The sequence below is a fragment of the Actinomadura scrupuli genome, from assembly GCF_050971785.1.
GTDB classification, from domain to species: domain Bacteria; phylum Actinomycetota; class Actinomycetes; order Streptosporangiales; family Streptosporangiaceae; genus Actinomadura_E; species Actinomadura_E scrupuli.
Genome location: NZ_JBPCCU010000016.1, coordinates 1 through 15,970 on the forward strand (window position 1 = coordinate 1; position 15,970 = coordinate 15,970).

The following is a 15,970-nucleotide window of genomic DNA, read 5'->3' on the forward strand; positions in this document are numbered from 1 at the left end:
GCCGGCGTGCCCGGCCCGGGAGGGCCCCAGCCGGGCGGCGGCGCTCCGGCGGCCGGTGACCCGGCCGGCGGGGCCGTGGCGGGCGGCGATCCGGCGGGCCCGCTGGATCTCAACGCGGCGACCTCCGAGCAGTTGCAACGGCTCCCCGGCGTGGGTCCGGTGCTCGCCCAGCGGATCATCGACTTCCGCACGCGGCAGGGCGGGTTCCGCGGTGTCGAGGAGCTGCGCCAGGTCAGCGGGATCGGTGCCCGGCGGTTCGCGGACCTGAGAGAACGTGTCCGGGTCTGAGCCGCCGGCCACCACCGGAGGTCATGACCTCCGGCTGGTGGCGCCGGCGTCGGCGGTGTGGCTGGCCGCGCTGGTGCTCGTCGGCTGCCCGGCGTGGGCCGCCTACGCCACCGCCGGGCTCTGCGCGGCGTCGGCACTGCTCCTGCTGAGGCCGCGCGCCCTCGCGGGAAGGCCACCGGGAGCCGGCACCGCCCGCCGGGTGCTGGCGGGTGCCGCGCTGGCGTGCGCGGCGTCCTCCGCCGCCGGGGTGGGGCTGCGGCTCTCCGCGGTCGGCTCGGGTCCGGTCCGCGAGCTGGCCGTCGCCGAGGCGCCGACCACTCTGGAGGCCGTCGTCACCGAGGACCCGCGGGTGAGCACCGTGCGGGGGCGCGAGCTGGTGGCGCTACGGGTCCGGGCCGAGAGTGTGCGCGTCCGGGGACGCGTCACCGCGGTCCGGGTCCCGGTGCTGGTGCTGGCCCGCACCCCGCAGTGGCGGGACCTGCTGCCCAGCCGGCGGGTGCGGTTCACCGCGCGGCTGGTGGTGCCGCGCCCGGGCGAGCTGCTCGCCGCGGTGGCCCTGGTCCGCGGTCCGCCGCTGGAGGTGGGCCCGCCGTCGGCGGTGCAGCGGGCGGCGGAGGGCGTGCGGGCCGGGCTGCGCGAGGCGGTGAGCGGGCTTTCCCCGGCACCGCGCGGGGTGCTCCCGGGCATGGTCGTGGGCGACACCTCCCGGCTCGATCCGCGGATCGCCGAGGCCTTCACAACGTCCGGGCTCACCCACCTCATGGTCGTCTCCGGAGCCAACATCGCGATCGTCACCGGTGCGGTCCTCGGCCTCGCCCGGTGGGCCGGGCTGAGCCGGCGCGCCGCGCCCCTGGCGGCGGGGGCCGCCGTGCTCGCCTTCGTGGTCGTCGCCCGGCCGGAGCCGAGTGTGCTGCGCGCCACGGTCATGGGCATGATCGGGCTGATCGCGCTGGCCACCGGGCGGGAGCGGCGCGGCGTGCCGGCCCTGTGCGCGGCGGTGCTGATCCTGGTGCTCGCCGACCCCGCGCTCGGCCGCTCCTACGGCTTCGCGCTGTCGGTGCTCGCCACGGCGGGCCTGCTCGTCCTGGCCCCGCCGTGGCGGACCCGGCTGCGGCGGTGGCTGCCGCGCGGGATCGCGGACGTCCTCGCGATGGCGGCCGCCGCCCAGGTCGCCTGCACTCCGGTGCTGGTGATGCTGTCCGGCGAGATCGGCCTGGTCGCCGTCGCGGCGAACCTGCTGGCCGAGCCGGCGGTGGTGCCCGCGACCCTGCTCGGCGCGCTCGCCGCCGCGGTCGCGCCGGTCGCGATGCCGGTGGCCCGGCTGCTGGTGTGGCCTGCCGGGCTCGCCGTGAGCTGGATCATCTGGGTGGCCCGTACCGCCGCCGCCGTGCCGTACGCGAACGTCGGCCTGCCGGACGGGGTGCCCGGCGCCGTGGTGCTGATGGGCGCGGTGGTGGCCGCGGTCGTGGTCGTCAGGCACCGGCGGTTGCTGCGGCTCACGGCGGCCGCCGTGGCGGGCGTGCTGACGGTGCTGGTCGTGACGGCGATCCTGACGCCGGGCTGGCCGCCGCGGGGCTGGTCCCTGGTCGCCTGCGACGTGGGGCAGGGCGACGGGCTCGTGCTCAACGCCGGTGAGGCGCGCGCCGTCGTGGTCGACGCCGGGCCCGATCCGCGGCTCATGGACGGCTGCCTCGAACGCCTGGGCGTGCACACGGTGGCGCTGCTGGTGCTCACGCATCCGCACGCCGACCACGTCAACGGGGTGCCCGGCGTCCGGCACGGCCGCACCGTCGGCGCGGTCCTGCCCAGCCCGCTGAGCGAGGGCGAGGAGTCGCGGTTCCTGCGCGGCCTGGGGGTCCGGGCCGCCGCGCCGGGCCAGAGCTGGCAGGCGGGGCCGCTGACGCTGTCGGTGCTGGCCCCCGGACCGGCCGGGGTGAAGGTCTCCACCCGGGACGACGGCACCACCGTCAACAACGCCAGCGTCGTCCTGGTGGCCCGCTGGGCGGGCGGCGGAGACGTCCCGGCCCTGAGCGCGCTGCTCTCCGGCGACGTCGAGTCCGAGGCCCAGCACGACCTGGCCCCGCGGGTCCCGGCGGTCGACGTGCTCAAGGTCCCGCATCATGGCTCGCGCCGGCAGGACCCCGGTTTCCTCGCGGCGACCCGCGCCCGGATCGCGGTCGCCTCGGTCGGGGCCGGCAACGACTACGGCCACCCCGCCGGGCCCACGCTGGCGCTGCTCGGCAGGCTCGGCATGCGCGTCTACCGCACCGACCAGGCCGGTGACGTCGCCGTCCTGCGGACCCGTACCGGCCCCGCGGTGCTCACCCGCGGATCCCCCCGGCACTGAGCCGGCCGGGGTCACCGGCACGCAAGCATCGCATGCGCGCCGACCACCAGGGCCGGCCGCACCGGGCCGGGCCGCACCGGGGCCGTGGCACCGAACCGGCCTTCGTGATCTCTGCGGCAGCGGCAGAGCTCACGAAGGCCGGGCCGGAATCAGATCTCGATGGTCTCCTCGACCCGTTTGAGCTGGTGCCGCGCCAACGCCAGGTTGGCGCGGGTGCGGTCCAGTGCCATGTAGAGGAACAGGCCCTGACCGTTGCGGCCGGAGATGGGCCGCAGGACGTGGTACTGGTTGGTGAGGGAGATCAGGATGTCCTCGATGGCGTCCTTCAGCCCCAGCTGATCGATGGTGCGCATCTTGGCGCGCATGACCTCGGTGTTGCCCGCCGAGGCGACCTGCAGGTCCAGGCTCTTGGAGCTGCCGAGGACACCGAGCGCCATCCCGCTGCCGTAGTCAACGACGGCGCATCCGAGCGCCCCGTCGATCGCCATCATCTCCTTCAGCGCCGTTTCCAGATTGGACATGAGCGTTCCTCCGGTTTCGTAACGGGTGGGTGGAATCCGCCAGGTGATCGGCGATGGTGCGCGCCACGGGACGCGCTTCCAGATGGAGCCGGCCAACATTGACCTCCGGTCCGGCGAGGAGGGTCAGGGAAGCGTGCGGCCCGGCCGCGTAGATCACGACGTAGCCTCCGGTCCCGCGGATGACGACCTCGTCGAAGTCTCCGTCGTGCGTGTTCAGCATCATCTGGTGGCTGAGCGACAGCTCGGAGGCGGCCAGCGCGGCCATCCCCGCGGGTTCGAGATCAGGCGGAAGGTCGTGGGCGACGAGAAGCCCGTCACAGGTGGCCACGAGGCTGCCCGAGAGCTGCGCGATCCGCCGGCGCAGCGGCCCGAGCTCCGCCAGCACGGCCTCTTCGGTCTCTTCCTGGTTCATGTGAACTCCGTCAGCGCGTCGCGGAGGCGTACCAGCAGGTCCTGCTCGACCGCCGCCCAGCGGGGCTGCCCGGGAGCCTCCGCGGGCGGGTTCACCGGAGGTGGGGCGAGGGCGGGCCGCCGCCGGCGCGGAGTCGTCGACTCCACGTGCACGAGCGAGGCCGCCGCGAGACCCCGCAGGGCCAGCAGCGAGCCGAAGCAGGTCCGGCCGAGTTCACGGGCGAGGTCCGTCACGGTGCGGTGCCCGTCGGCGTTCAGCAGGAGCTCCGCCTGGAGCCCGGTCAGGATGACGCGTTGCCTGCGCAGTCTCCTGATGGGGATGACCGGCGCGTCATCGGCCAGCGCGTACGGCCACGCGGCCTCGAGCTGTGCCTGCCTGCGGCGGCACTCATGGGCGAGCGTGCCCGGCGTGATCCGCCAGATCGGGTCGAGCCAGTGCCGTTCTGCCTCGGCGAACCCGGCCGGCTCGGAGGAGGGAAGCAGGAAGAAGGCGGCGTCGAAGATGGCGAGCAGGACGAAGGTCTCGAACTCGGCGTGGCTCAGGCGCTTGGCCGTGGCCGCCTTCCAGGTGGCGGGCGGCGCTCCCCTGGCCCGGGCCCGCTGCCAGCTCTGCTCGCTCACCCTGCCGGAGGCGGTGAGGAGAAGGTCGAGGCTGGTGGCCCGCTCGCTCTGGGCGAACGTCACCATTCCGTCGGTGAGGAAGAGCGAGCCCTCGGCGCCGACGTGCAGGGCACCGGTCGCCCCGCTCTCGGCCAGCCGGTTGAGCTCCAGCTCTATCGGGGAGCCCTTCACGGGGCCACCATTTCGCGGACGATCAACTGAATGCTGTGGCGGGCCAGCGCGATGTTGCCACGCCGCCGGTCGAGCCGTACGTGAAGGAACAATTGCCCGTCAAATACCGTTCGAATCAGGGCAAGAAGGTGATATCCGGCCGTACCGGAAATGACGATGTCCTCGATATCGTCACCGGTCGGCGTCGAGGAGAGAGCGGGGCTGGCGAGCACGGCACGGAGCAGGTCCGTCATCCCGGCGGCGTTCTCGTCCCGGTCAAGGAGCTGCTCACTGCCGGCGGCGGCGATGACGAGGCCGCTGGTGTAGTCGACCAACGTGACGCCCTGGGCGCCAGGGATCGCCATCGCCCGCGTCAGGCAGTCCTCGATTCCGCGCAGCTCGTCCACCTCATCTCAGGCCAGATAGGAGTATTCCTGAAATGCAAGGCTATAGATGGATGATCCGGTGGAATGGCAATAGATGCGCGATGTTTATTTGTTGGTTATCGGATACCGATAAGTATTGTTCCTCCGGCCTGCCGGCCGGGAGTCCCGCCGATCATCCCGGCGCTGAGGAGACCGTGCCGAGCTGGGGGGCCACCACGACGCCGAGCATGCCGGGGCCCACATGTGCGCCGATCACCGGGCCGACCTCACCGACGTACACGTCGACCAGATGCGGGATCCGCTCGCGCAACCGGTCCGCGAGCGCCTCGGCCCGGGCCGCCGCGGCCAGGTGCTGGACGGCGATGTCGACCGGCCGGGTGCCCGCCGTCTCGACGGCGAGCTCCTCCAGCCGGGCCACCGCCCGTGAGGCCGTGCGGACCTTCTCCAGCGGGGCGATCCGGCCGTCCTCGATGCCGAGCAGCGGCTTGACCATGAGCGCCGAGCCCAGCAGGCTCGCCGCGGCGCCGATCCGGCCGCCGCGGCGCAGGTGCTCCAGGGTGGCGACGTAGAACAGCGAGCGGCAGATGTCGGCCCGGTCCATCGCCGCCTTCGCGACCTCGTCGAGGGAGGCGCCGGTCAGCGCGGTCGCCGCCGCCGACAGCGCGGCGAAGCCCAGTCCCATGCCGATGCTGCCGGTGTCCACGACCCGGACCGGGACCGGCGCGGCCTCGGCGGCCAGCCGGGCCGCCTCCACCGTCCCGGACATGGCACCGGACAGGTGCACCGAGACGATGGCGGTCGCCCCGGTGGCGGTGGCCGCCGTGTAGGCCGCGGAGAACCGCTCGGGGGACGGCCGGGAGGTGGTGACGGGGTTCCATTCGCGCAGCGCCTGCGCGGCGTCGGCGGCGGAGATGTCCACGCCTTCTTCCCGGAGGGCCCCGCCCACGGTGAGCTGTAGCGGCACCACGGTGATGTCGTGCCGCTCGGCGAGCCCCGGGGGGAGGTACGCGGTGGAATCCGTGACAATCGCGACCTCAGCACCCATGCCCGGGAGACTACCCCTACTGGATGGGAACGCCACCCCGCCAGACACGCACGGCCCGAAGCCCGAAGGACCAGGCGAAGGCGCCCTCGTGATCGGCGTCCCACAGCACGATGTCGGCCATCATGCCGGGCGCCAGCGAACCCCGGTCGCCGACCCGCAGGGCGGACGCACCGCCCAGCGTGGCGGCGCGCAGCGCCTCGGTGACGCTCAGCCCGTACTCCGCCACCGCGAGGCCGATGATGAGCGGCATCGAGGTGATGCCGCACTGACCCGGGTTGTGGTCGGTGCCGAGGGCGATCGTCACGCCGCGGTCGAGCATCGCCCGGACCGGCGCCTTGCGGCGTCCGCCGGCGAGCGAGCTGCCCGGGCACACCGTCGCGGTGACCCCGGCGTGCGCCAGCGCCTTGATGTCGTCCTCGTTGGCCTCGTTGAGCAGGTCCGCGGAGGAGCAGCCGACCTCGGCGGCGACATGCGCCGCGCCCATCCGCTCCTTGCCGCAGGCGTGGATCCGGGCCTTGAGGCCGACCCGCTTGCCGGTGAGCAGCACGGCCCGCGCCTCGTCGGCGGTGAAGTGGCCGTCGTCGCAGTAGACGTCGATGCTGTCCGCGCCGGCCGCCGCCGCGTCGCCCGCCCACAGGCGCACCGCCTCGACGTAGTCCCGGCGCCTGCCGAAGAACTCCGGCGGCAGCACGTGCGCGGCCAGGAAGGTCGCGTGGATGCGCGGCATCGCCGGTTCGCTCTCCAGGCCGCGCAGCAGCCGGATGTCGGCGAGCTCACCGTCGCGGGTGAGGTGATATCCGGTCTTGGCCTCGACCGTGGTGGTGCCGCTGTGGATCCAGTGGCGCAGCCGCTCCCGGACCGCGTTGCACAGTGTCCAGGGGTCGGTCCCGCGGGTCACGGTCACCGTCGAGTAGACCCCGCCGCCCGCGGCCATAATCTCCCGCTCGGTGGAGCCGCTCGAGAGCATCGCGAGCTCGGCCCAGCGGTTGCCGGCGTAGACGGGATGGGAGTGCGCGTCGATCAGCCCTGGCGTGACCAGCCCGCCACCGAGGTTCTCGACGTGATCCACGTCGACGATGTCATCGATGACACCGGGCACGCTCTGCGGCAGATCCGCGGCGGGGCCGGCCCATACGATGCGGTCGTCGTGAATGAGAATGGCGGCATTGCTACAGACATCGGTGCCCGTCCAGAGCCTGCCGATGTTCGTCAGCAACCGTACCGTCATAGTTTCACCGGCCAGTTTCGCGGCAGCGCGCGGCAGCGGACAATCGGAACACCAGGCACATGGTGGTGGGTCTCCCCTGCTCCCCCTCGTACATGGTGGCGGGTCTCACCTGCTCTCGATCCCACACCAGACGGTCACCTGCTCTCGATCGTCATGGCCGACTGGGTGCCGGCGAACCATCGTGGGGTTGTCGGTGATCGGACGATCACCGGGAGCAACGAGCCCGGAGATATCGGTTTCGTCACGGTAGTGCACTGAAGGCCCGGCATACAACCTCTTGCCACCAAACGCAGGGGGTATCGGGGAAAGTTCCGGCCGGGACGGCCACCGACGAGCACCCCTCCCCGACTCACAGTCTCCCAGGTCCGGACGGCGAGCGTGCCCGGTTACAGAAACCGACATAACTCTCACGAAAGGAAATACTGCATGCAATACCTGCTCACCCCCTGGTGTGCCGTCGCCCCCGACCAACAGACCGTAGGGAAATATATGGCTCCGCCACAGGGATTCGCCAGTTGTCCCGCCCAGGCGATCGCCATTTCTGTCAATGTCCAGCAATAAGCCCCGGGCGGATAGCCACCCGGGGCTTATCGTCACAGCCGGCCGCGCACGCACGCCGGTACGCCGGCGTCAGGCACGAGCAGGGTCAGGCCGGAGCCGGGGTGACGGTGAAGCGCTCCAGCTCCGCGTAGAGGGCCAGCGGCACCCGCGCGTGCAGCGCGGTGCCGTTCTCGGTGTGCTCCTGCTTGAACACCTCGCCGTGATCGTGCGTGCGGGCCACCAGATCGCCCCGGCCGTACGGCAGCAGCACGTGCACCTCGCGGTCGAGCACGGGCAGCTCCCGCTCGATCGCCGCGAGGAGCTCCTCGACGCCCGCACCGGTGCGGGCCGAGACCACCACGCTGTGCGGTTCGCGGCGCTGTAGCCGGGCCAGCGCGAGCGGATCGGCGGCGTCGGACTTGTTGATCACGACCAGTTCCTTCACCGACCCGGCGTCGATCTCGCGCAGCACCTCGCGGACCGCGTCGAGCTGCGCCTCCGGGTCGCTGTCGGAGCCGTCCACGATGTGCAGGATCAGGTCGGCGTCCGCGACCTCCTCCAGGGTGGAGCGGAAGGCCTCCACGAGCTGGTGCGGCAGGTGCCGTACGAAGCCCACCGTGTCCGCCAGGGTGAAGTTGCGCCCGGACGGGGACTGCGCCTTGCGCACCGTGGGGTCGAGGGTGGCGAACAGGGCGTTCTCCACCAGCACCCCGGCGCCGGTCAGCCGGTTGAGCAGCGAGGACTTGCCGGCGTTGGTGTAGCCGGCGATCGCCACCGACGGCACCTCACGGCGCCGCCGCTCCGCCCGCTTGGTGTCGCGGGAGGTGCTCATCTCGGCGAGCTGCCTGCGCAGCTTGGCGATCCGGGTGCGGATGCGCCGGCGGTCCAGCTCGATCTTCGTCTCACCGGGGCCACGGCCGCCGATGCCGACGCCGCCGGCCGCCCGGCCTCCGACCTGCCGGGAGAGGTTGCCACCCCAGCCGCGCAGGCGCGGCAGCAGGTAGTTGAGCTGGGCCAGCTCGACCTGCGCCTTGCCCTCCCGGCTGCGGGCGTGCTGCGCGAAGATGTCGAGGATGAGGGCGGTACGGTCGATGACCTTGACCTTGACGATCTCTTCGAGCTGACGTAGCTGGCCGGGGGTGAGCTCACCGTCGCAGATGACGGTGTCGGCGCCGGTCGCGATGACGACGTCGCACAGCTCCTCCGCCTTGCCGGAGCCGACGTAGGTGCCCGGGTCGGGCTTGCTCCGGCGCTGGATCAGGCCGTCCAGCACCTCCGAGCCGGCGGTCTCGGCGAGCAGCGCGAGCTCCCGCATGGAGTACTCCGCCTGCGCGGCCGTACCCTCCGTCCACACGCCGATGAGCACGACGCGCTCCAGGCGCAGGGACCGGTACTCGACCTCGGTGACATCGGCGAGCTCGGTCGACAGCCCCCCGACGCGACGAAGAGCCTGCCGGTCTGCGAGATCGAGGTCTCCCGTCATCGGCTCTTCCTCATGGTCTTCATAAGGGGCAGTAGTCATGTTCCTCCAGACTCAGCGAACTCATCGATATCAACGTCCGGGCGGGGCCGGAACTTCCCGGCGATCGTCCCACGGCCCACCGGCTCGGTCACCTGCTTTATTCCCCGGCCACCGGGGGCGGATGCCGGGCCACGACCGGAGTCTCTCCCGGTTCGACGGGTATGACGGCCAGGTGGTGCCGGTCCGGCCAGGTGGGAAAGCCCACTTTGACCGATATCCGGGGAACCGACTAGCGTTCCACTAAGTAGAAGTCGATTTTCGCTAGACGAAAGGTCAGGCAGATGGCCAGTCCCGAAGGCGTCGAGGTCACCGGGCCTCTTCACGATCGTTACGACGAGATCCTCACGCCCGAGGCGGTCGGCTTCCTCGCGACCCTGCAGCGGGAGTTCGGCGCCCGCCGCGAGGGGCTCCTGGCCAAGCGGGTGGAGCGGCAGGAGGCGCTGTCCAAGGGCGGCACCCTGGACTTCCTGCCCGAGACCGCCCAGGTGCGCGAGGACCCCTCCTGGCGGGTCGCCGACCCCGCGCCGGGCCTGGTCGACCGGCGGGTCGAGATCACCGGTCCCACCGACCGCAAGATGACGATCAACGCGCTCAACTCCGGCGCGAAGGTGTGGCTGGCCGACTTCGAGGACGCCAACACCCCGCTCTGGGACAACATGGTCCAGGGCCAGCTCAACCTGCGGGACGCGCTCGACCGCACGATCGACTTCACCGATCCCAAGAGCGGCAAGTCCTACGCGCTCAGGGCCGACGACGAGCTCGCCACCATCGTGGTGCGCCCCCGTGGCTGGCACATGGAGGAGAAGCACCTCCAGGTGGACGGCCGGCCCATGTCGGGCTCGCTGTTCGACTTCGGCCTCTACCTCTTCCACTCCGGACGGCGCCAGCTGGCCAAGGGCAAGGGCCCGTACTACTACCTCCCCAAGATGGAGAGCCACCTCGAGGCCCGGCTCTGGAACGACGTGTTCAAGCGGGCCCAGGACGAGCTGGGGATCCCCCAGGGGACCATCCGCGCGACGGTGCTGATCGAGACGATCCCGGCCGCGTTCGAGATGGAGGAGATCCTGTACGAGCTGCGCGAGCACTCCGCGGGGCTCAACGCGGGCCGCTGGGACTACCTCTTCTCCGTGATCAAGAAGTTCCGCGACCGGGGCCGCGACTTCGTGCTCCCCGAGCGCAACTCCATCACGATGACCGCGCCGTTCATGCGCGCCTACACCGAGCTGCTGGTCCGGACCTGCCACAAGCGCGGCGCCCACGCGATCGGCGGCATGGCCGCCTTCATCCCCTCCCGCGACGAGGAGATCAACAAGGTCGCCTTCGAGAAGGTGCGGGCGGACAAGACCCGCGAGTCCGGCGACGGCTTCGACGGCTCCTGGGTCGCCCACCCGGGCATGGTGGACCTGTGCCGTGAGGTCTTCGACGACGTGCTCGGCGAGCGGCCCAACCAGCGCGACCGGCTCCGCGAGGACGTCGACGTGTCGGCCGCCGACCTGCTGGCGATCTCCCAGACCCCGGGTGAGATCACCGAGGCGGGTCTGCGCAACAACATCGACGTGGCACTGCGCTACCTGGCCACCTGGCTCGGCGGGGGCGGCGCGGTCGCCATCCACAACCTGATGGAGGACGCCGCGACGGCGGAGATCTCCCGCTCGCAGGTGTGGCAATGGATCTACAATGATGTCGAGCTCACAGATGGCCAGACGGTCACCAAGGAGCTGGTCGAGCAGATCCTCGAGGAGGAGCTGACGAAGATCCGGGAAGAACTCGGCGGCGCCTTCAACGAACCGCGTTACGCTCAGGCCGTGACGCTGTTCAAGGAGGTCACTCTGGCCGGCGACTACGCCGACTTCCTGACCCTCCCTGCCTACGAGCGCATGCCGTGACACCTTCCTCCTTCGTGATCATGCAATCGCCCGACGGGAGACCGCATGATCACGAAGGGGAATCCGGGACGAGGTGACGACCATGGACGTTGAGGCGCTCGCGAGACGGTTCACCGAGATCACCGGAGCGGACGGGGTCATCACCGATCCGGTACGGCTGCGCACCTACGAATGCGACGGCCTGACCTATCACAAGGCCACGCCCGGCATCGTCGTGCTGCCCGACACCGCCGAGCAGATCGCGGCCATCGTCCGGGTCTGCGTGGCGGCCGGGATCCCCTACGTCGCCCGCGGCTCGGGCACCGGGCTGTCGGGCGGCGCCCTGCCGCGCACCGACGGGGTGCTGATCGTGACCTCCCGGATGCGCCGCATCCTGTCCATCGACGCGGCGAACCAGCGGGCGGTCGTCGAGCCCGGCGTGATCAACCTGGACGTGAGCAAGGCCGCGAGGCCGTACGGCTACTACTTCGCGCCCGACCCGTCCAGCCAGCAGATCTGCTCCATCGGCGGCAACGTGGCCGAGAATTCCGGCGGGGCGCACTGCCTCAAGTACGGCTTCACCGCCAACCACGTGCTGGCCTGCGAGATCGTCACCCCCGCTGGCGACATCGTGGAGATCACCGCGGGCGGCGCCGGCTACGACCTGCTCGGGGTGTTCATCGGCTCGGAAGGCACCATCGGCATCACCACCAAGGTCACGGTGAGGCTGACCCGGCTGCCGGAGACGGTCCAGACCCTGCTGGCGGCGTTCACCTCGATCGAGGCCGGCGGCGAGGCGGTCTCGGCGATCATCCGCACCGGGGTGGTCCCCGCCGCGATCGAGATGATGGACGCCCTCGCCATCGAGGCCGCCGAGGCCGCCGTGCAGTGCGAGTATCCGGCCGGCGCCGGCGCCGTCCTCATCGTCGAGCTGGACGGGCCCGCCACGGAGGTCGAGCACCGCTTCGCGCAGGTGCAGCGGCTCTGCCGGGACGCCGGTGCGTTCGAGGTCCGGACCGCCGCCGACGACGAGGAGCGCGCCCTGATCTGGAGGGGACGCAAGTCGGCGTTCGCGGCCGTCGGCCGGATCAGCCCCGCCTACCTGGTCCAGGACGGCGTGATCCCGCGCACGGCCCTGCCCGAGGTCCTCGCCCGCATCGACCTGCTGTCGCGCGAGTCAGGCGTGCGGGTGGCCAACGTCTTCCACGCCGGCGACGGCAACCTCCATCCGCTGGTGCTCTTCGACGACGCCGAACCCGGGGCGGGCGAGCGGGCCGAGGAGGTCTCCGGCAAGATCCTCGACCTGTGCATCGAGCACGGCGGATCGATCACCGGCGAGCACGGGGTGGGCGTCGACAAGGCGCGCTACATGCCGCGCATGTTCACCGGCGCCGACCTCGACACCATGCAGATGGTGCGGTGCGCGTTCGACCCGGCCGGGCTCTGCAACCCTGGCAAGGTGTTCCCGACCCCTCGGCTGTGCGGCGAGGTGCCCGGCGTCCGGAAAGGCGTCCACCCGCTGGTGGAGCAGGGAAGAGCGGAGCAGTTCTGATGGCGACCCGGACGATGACGGCGCTGCAGAAGGCCTGCGAGGACGTCCGTGAGGGGACGGCCGCGGAGGGCGTGCTGGGCGTCGCGCCGACCTACGTCGCCGCACCGGCGACGGTCGCCGAGGCCGGCGAGGTCATGCGGGTGGCCGCCGAGCGGGGGCTGACCGTGATCCCCCGGGGCGGTGAGACCCGGCTGGACTGGGGGCGGCCCCCGGCCGGCTGTGACCTGCTGGTCGACACCGTGCGGCTGGACCGGATCATCGAGCACGCCGCGGGCGATCTGGTGGTCAAGGTCGAGGCCGGGCTGACGATGGAACGGCTGGCGGAGCCGCTCGCCGCGCAGGGCCAGCAGCTCGCGCTGGACACCCCGCTGCCGGGCTCCACGGTCGGCGGGACGCTGGCCACGGCCGCCGCGGGACCACGCCGGCTGTTCTACGGCTCCGGCCGCGACCTGCTGATCGGCGTCACCATCGTGCGAGCCGACGGCACCATCGCCAAGTCCGGCGGCAAGGTGGTCAAGAACGTCGCCGGCTACGACCTCGGCAAGCTGCTCACCGGGTCGTACGGCACCCTGGGGCTGATCGTGGAGGCGGCGTTCCGGCTGCACCCGCTGCCGGACGCGCAGGCGTACGTCACCCGGACCGTCCCCGACCCGGCCGGCGCGCACCAGGCCGTGCAGGCCGTGCTGCACTCCGCGGTCGTGCCCAGCGCGATCGAGGTGGACGCCCCCGCGGGCGGCCCGGTCACCGTCGCGGTGCTGGTCGAGGGGCTGGCCGAGAGCATGCCGCCGCGCGGCGCGGAGGTCGCCCGGCTCCTCGGGGGTGAGGCGGCCGTGCTGCCGGAGCCGCCACCGTGGTGGGGCCGATACCCCGACGACAGCACCCTCATCGAGGTCGTCGCTCCGCCCACCGCCCTCACCGACGTGCTGGCGCTCGCCGGCGCGGACGGGCGGGACGCGCCGGCCGGCGCCTCGGTGCGGGGATCCGCCGGTACCGGCAACTGGCAGGTCGGAGTGCCCGCCGAGACGCCGCCCGGCCAGGTCGGCGGGCTGCTGGCCGGGCTGCGCGCGACGCTGGCGCCGCACCGGGGCGGCGCCGTGGTGCGCTACGCCCCCGAGGCGGTACGCGACGAGATCGACTTCTGGGGGCCGGTACCCGCGCTGCCGCTGATGCGGGCGGTCAAGGACCAGTTCGACCCCGGGCGCCGCCTGTCGCCGGGCCGTTTCGTGGGAGGCATCTGATGGGCACGCACGAGCCGGGAACGGGTCTGCCGGTCCCCGGGGACGACCTGATGAACGAGCTGATCGACGACTGCGTGCACTGCGGGTTCTGCCTGCCGACCTGCCCGACGTACCTGCTGTGGGGCGAGGAGATGGACTCCCCGCGCGGCCGCATCCACCTGATGAAGCAGCACGCGGAGGGCGCCCCGCTGTCCGAGCCGATGGTGGGGCACTTCGACGCCTGCCTCGGGTGCATGGCCTGCGTGACGTCCTGCCCCTCCGGCGTGCAGTACGACCGGCTCATCGAGGCCACCCGCGCCGAGGTGGAGCAGGAGCATCCGCGGACCCGCGGCGAGAAGTTCCTCCGTGAAATGATCTTCGCGCTGTTCCCCTATCCGAAACGGCTGCGGGCCCTGCGCGGGCCGCTGCGCGCGTACCAGCGGTCCGGGCTGGAGAGGCTGGTCAGGCGCAGCGGGCTGCTCGACCGGCTGCCCCCGACCCTGGCCGCGATGGAGCGGCTGACCCCTCGGCTGGGCGCCGCGCCCCGGCTGCCCGAGCGCGTCGCCGCCCGGGGGGAACGGCGGGCCACCGTCGGCATGCTGACCGGCTGTGTGCAACGCGAGTTCTTCCCCCAGGTCAACGCGGCGACCGCCCGGGTGCTGGCGATGGAGGGCTGCGACGTCGTCATCGGCACCGCCCAGGGCTGCTGCGGGGCGCTGTCGTTGCACTCCGGCCGCCGCGCGGAGGCCGAAGAGTTCGCCAAGCAGACCATCCAGGCGTTCGACGGCATCGACACCATCGTGGTCAACTCGGCCGGCTGCGGATCGGCCATGAAGGACTACGCCGACCTGCTCGCCGACCAGCCGGACTGGGCCGGGCGGGCCGCCGCCCTCAGCGCCCGGACGCGCGATCTCACCGAGTTCCTCGCCGAGCTCGGCCCGCGGGCCGAGCGGCACCCGCTGCCGATCACCGTCGCCTACCACGACGCCTGCCATCTCTCGCACGCCCAGGGCATCCGCAGGCAGCCGCGCGATCTGCTGCGCGGCATCCCCGGCCTGGAGCTCGAGGAGGTCGGCGAGGCCGAGATCTGCTGCGGCTCGGCCGGCACCTACAACCTGCTGCAGCCGGTGGCGGCCGCCGAGCTGGGCGACCGCAAGGCGGAGCACGTGCGGCGGACGGGCGCCGAGCTGCTGGTCGCCGCCAACCCCGGCTGCTCGATGCAGATCGCCACGGCGCTGCGCCGGCAGGGCCGAGAGATCGCCGTCGCGCACCCGGCGGAGCTGCTCGACGCGTCCCTGCGCGGGACCGGACGGGAGACGTTCCTGCGGCACAGGTGACCGTCCGCCCGTTCGAACGGCGGCGGATCCGCCCGGTGGACGCCGATCGGCCAGTAGGGTACCTGCGCCTGCGTGTGCCGACGCCTTCCGGTAGTTTGTCTGGCGACCAGGATCACACGATGCGTCACGGCGAGTGGCCGGACACGCTGAGGGACCCGGGGATGACGATGGACAACGGTCAGGACACCCGCTCGCACCGGCGGCGTGCCAAGAAGAGCAACGCCGGCCGGATCGGATTCGCCGGAGCCCTCGTGGGTGTGCTCGGGATCGTCGCGGTCGCGGTCGTCATCATCATCCTGCGGCCGGGCGGCCACGACGCGCCGAGTCCCGTGCACGCCGGCGCCGGCCAGGACGTCACGTCCGGATCGTCCGGCACGGCGAAGACCGTGCCCGCTCCCAAGACCGGGCCGGCCCTGAGCATCGCCAACACCGACGGCTACGCGTACTCCATCGCGGCGGCCCGCGGCGGCACCAACAACAAGCCGCTGCCCGGCACCGGCACCCCGCCACCGGACGGAACGAGCTACGCCTACGCCGACTACGTGCTCACCAACACCGGGCAGAAGCCCGCGCTGCTGGACTTCCCCGCGGACCTGTTCGTGCACCGGGACCGGGTGGGCGTCGTCGCCCGGACGCGCTGCATGCCACAGGCCGGCACCCGTCCGGACATGTGCACGCTGCCCAACCACAGCGCGGTCATCGGCTACCTCAACGGATCCAGGCCACCGGTCACCCAGGACGGCGACCAGTACATGCCGGCCGGCGCGTCGTACCTGGTACGCGTCGCGACCGATCTCCCGGTGAGCACGGACCTCCCGCAGAGCGAGATGAACCTTTACCTCTGGGACGCCCGCTACATCAGCGACCGCAAGGCCGTCCTGCTCGCCTTCCCCTGAGCACCGCGTCTTCTCAGCGCCTTATGAGCGCCTACCGAGCGTCT

At 72.1% G+C, this 15,970-nt stretch carries 14 protein-coding genes; 7 read left to right on the plus strand and 7 right to left on the minus strand.

All coding sequences use genetic code 11. The annotated features are described in order from the left end of the window. Both ACRYCC_RS42115 and ACRYCC_RS42120 read left to right on the plus strand, forming a co-directional pair. On the plus strand, window positions 1-288 hold a 288-nt coding region (locus tag ACRYCC_RS42115), incomplete at its 5' end, for a ComEA family DNA-binding protein (RefSeq protein WP_433819763.1). Further along, window positions 275-2,635, plus strand: coding sequence for a ComEC/Rec2 family competence protein (locus ACRYCC_RS42120; protein WP_433819764.1), 2,361 nt, complete (start codon window positions 275-277; stop codon window positions 2,633-2,635). The genes ACRYCC_RS42115 and ACRYCC_RS42120, both read left to right, overlap by 14 nt. Before the next feature lie 149 nt (window positions 2,636-2,784). On the opposite strand, the gene ACRYCC_RS42125 is transcribed toward ACRYCC_RS42120, so the two are convergent. From ACRYCC_RS42125 to hflX, 7 genes are all read right to left on the minus strand, one after another. Next, complete coding sequence (locus ACRYCC_RS42125) at window positions 2,785-3,156, minus strand: hypothetical protein (RefSeq protein ID WP_433819765.1); 372 nt, start codon at window positions 3,154-3,156, stop codon at window positions 2,785-2,787. Next, window positions 3,086-3,541: a roadblock/LC7 domain-containing protein gene (locus ACRYCC_RS42130; RefSeq protein ID WP_433819766.1), complete on the minus strand. Its 456-nt coding sequence runs from the start codon at window positions 3,539-3,541 to the stop codon at window positions 3,086-3,088. The genes ACRYCC_RS42125 and ACRYCC_RS42130 overlap by 71 nt, the downstream gene beginning before the upstream one ends. 23 nt (window positions 3,542-3,564) lie before the next feature. Further along, on the minus strand, window positions 3,565-4,359 hold the full coding sequence (locus tag ACRYCC_RS42135) for a hypothetical protein (RefSeq protein WP_433819767.1): 795 nt from the start codon (window positions 4,357-4,359) through the stop codon (window positions 3,565-3,567). Then, on the minus strand, window positions 4,356-4,745 hold the full coding sequence (locus ACRYCC_RS42140) for a hypothetical protein (protein WP_433819768.1): 390 nt from the start codon (window positions 4,743-4,745) through the stop codon (window positions 4,356-4,358). Before ACRYCC_RS42140 ends, ACRYCC_RS42135 begins: the two co-directional genes overlap by 4 nt. Window positions 4,746-4,896: 151 nt before the next feature. Beyond that, window positions 4,897-5,769: a DegV family protein gene (locus tag ACRYCC_RS42145; protein WP_433819770.1), complete on the minus strand. Its 873-nt coding sequence runs from the start codon at window positions 5,767-5,769 to the stop codon at window positions 4,897-4,899. 16 nt (window positions 5,770-5,785) lie between these two features. After that, window positions 5,786-6,997: an imidazolonepropionase gene (gene hutI / locus ACRYCC_RS42150; RefSeq protein ID WP_433819771.1), complete on the minus strand. Its 1,212-nt coding sequence runs from the start codon at window positions 6,995-6,997 to the stop codon at window positions 5,786-5,788. Window positions 6,998-7,643: 646 nt separating this feature from the next. Beyond that, window positions 7,644-9,059, minus strand: a complete 1,416-nt coding sequence (gene hflX / locus ACRYCC_RS42155) for a GTPase HflX (RefSeq protein WP_433819773.1) — start codon at window positions 9,057-9,059, stop codon at window positions 7,644-7,646. Between the two features lie 281 nt (window positions 9,060-9,340). Here hflX and aceB point away from each other — a divergent pair, with 281 nt between their 5' ends. The 5 genes from aceB (at window position 9,341) to ACRYCC_RS42180 (ending at window position 15,926) form a co-directional block, all read left to right on the plus strand. Further along, window positions 9,341-10,945: a malate synthase A gene (gene aceB / locus ACRYCC_RS42160; RefSeq protein WP_433819775.1), complete on the plus strand. Its 1,605-nt coding sequence runs from the start codon at window positions 9,341-9,343 to the stop codon at window positions 10,943-10,945. An 82-nt stretch (window positions 10,946-11,027) separates the two neighbouring features. Then, window positions 11,028-12,476, plus strand: coding sequence for an FAD-binding oxidoreductase (locus tag ACRYCC_RS42165; RefSeq protein ID WP_433819776.1), 1,449 nt, complete (start codon window positions 11,028-11,030; stop codon window positions 12,474-12,476). Next, complete coding sequence (locus ACRYCC_RS42170) at window positions 12,476-13,714, plus strand: FAD-binding oxidoreductase (protein ID WP_433819777.1); 1,239 nt, start codon at window positions 12,476-12,478, stop codon at window positions 13,712-13,714. The genes ACRYCC_RS42165 and ACRYCC_RS42170 overlap by 1 nt, the downstream gene beginning before the upstream one ends. Continuing rightward, a complete protein-coding gene (locus ACRYCC_RS42175; protein ID WP_433819778.1) occupies window positions 13,714-15,030 on the plus strand; it encodes a (Fe-S)-binding protein in 1,317 nt (438 codons plus the stop codon). Before ACRYCC_RS42170 ends, ACRYCC_RS42175 begins: the two co-directional genes overlap by 1 nt. Window positions 15,031-15,191: 161 nt before the next feature. Next, on the plus strand, window positions 15,192-15,926 hold the full coding sequence (locus ACRYCC_RS42180; RefSeq protein ID WP_433819780.1) for a hypothetical protein: 735 nt from the start codon (window positions 15,192-15,194) through the stop codon (window positions 15,924-15,926). Window positions 15,927-15,970: the final 44 nt, after the last annotated feature.

Coding starts and splice junctions, on each gene's coding strand:
- ACRYCC_RS42145 (WP_433819770.1), bottom strand. CDS start 5,769: ATGGGTGCTGAGGTCGCGATTGTCACGGATTCCACCGCGTACCTCCCC.
- ACRYCC_RS42175 (WP_433819778.1), top strand. CDS start 13,714: ATGGGCACGCACGAGCCGGGAACGGGTCTGCCGGTCCCCGGGGACGAC.
- hutI (WP_433819771.1), bottom strand. CDS start 6,997: ATGACGGTACGGTTGCTGACGAACATCGGCAGGCTCTGGACGGGCACC.
- aceB (WP_433819775.1), top strand. CDS start 9,341: ATGGCCAGTCCCGAAGGCGTCGAGGTCACCGGGCCTCTTCACGATCGT.
- ACRYCC_RS42170 (WP_433819777.1), top strand. CDS start 12,476: ATGGCGACCCGGACGATGACGGCGCTGCAGAAGGCCTGCGAGGACGTC.
- ACRYCC_RS42180 (WP_433819780.1), top strand. CDS start 15,192: ATGACGATGGACAACGGTCAGGACACCCGCTCGCACCGGCGGCGTGCC.
- hflX (WP_433819773.1), bottom strand. CDS start 9,059: ATGACTACTGCCCCTTATGAAGACCATGAGGAAGAGCCGATGACGGGA.
- ACRYCC_RS42125 (WP_433819765.1), bottom strand. CDS start 3,156: ATGTCCAATCTGGAAACGGCGCTGAAGGAGATGATGGCGATCGACGGG.
- ACRYCC_RS42165 (WP_433819776.1), top strand. CDS start 11,028: ATGGACGTTGAGGCGCTCGCGAGACGGTTCACCGAGATCACCGGAGCG.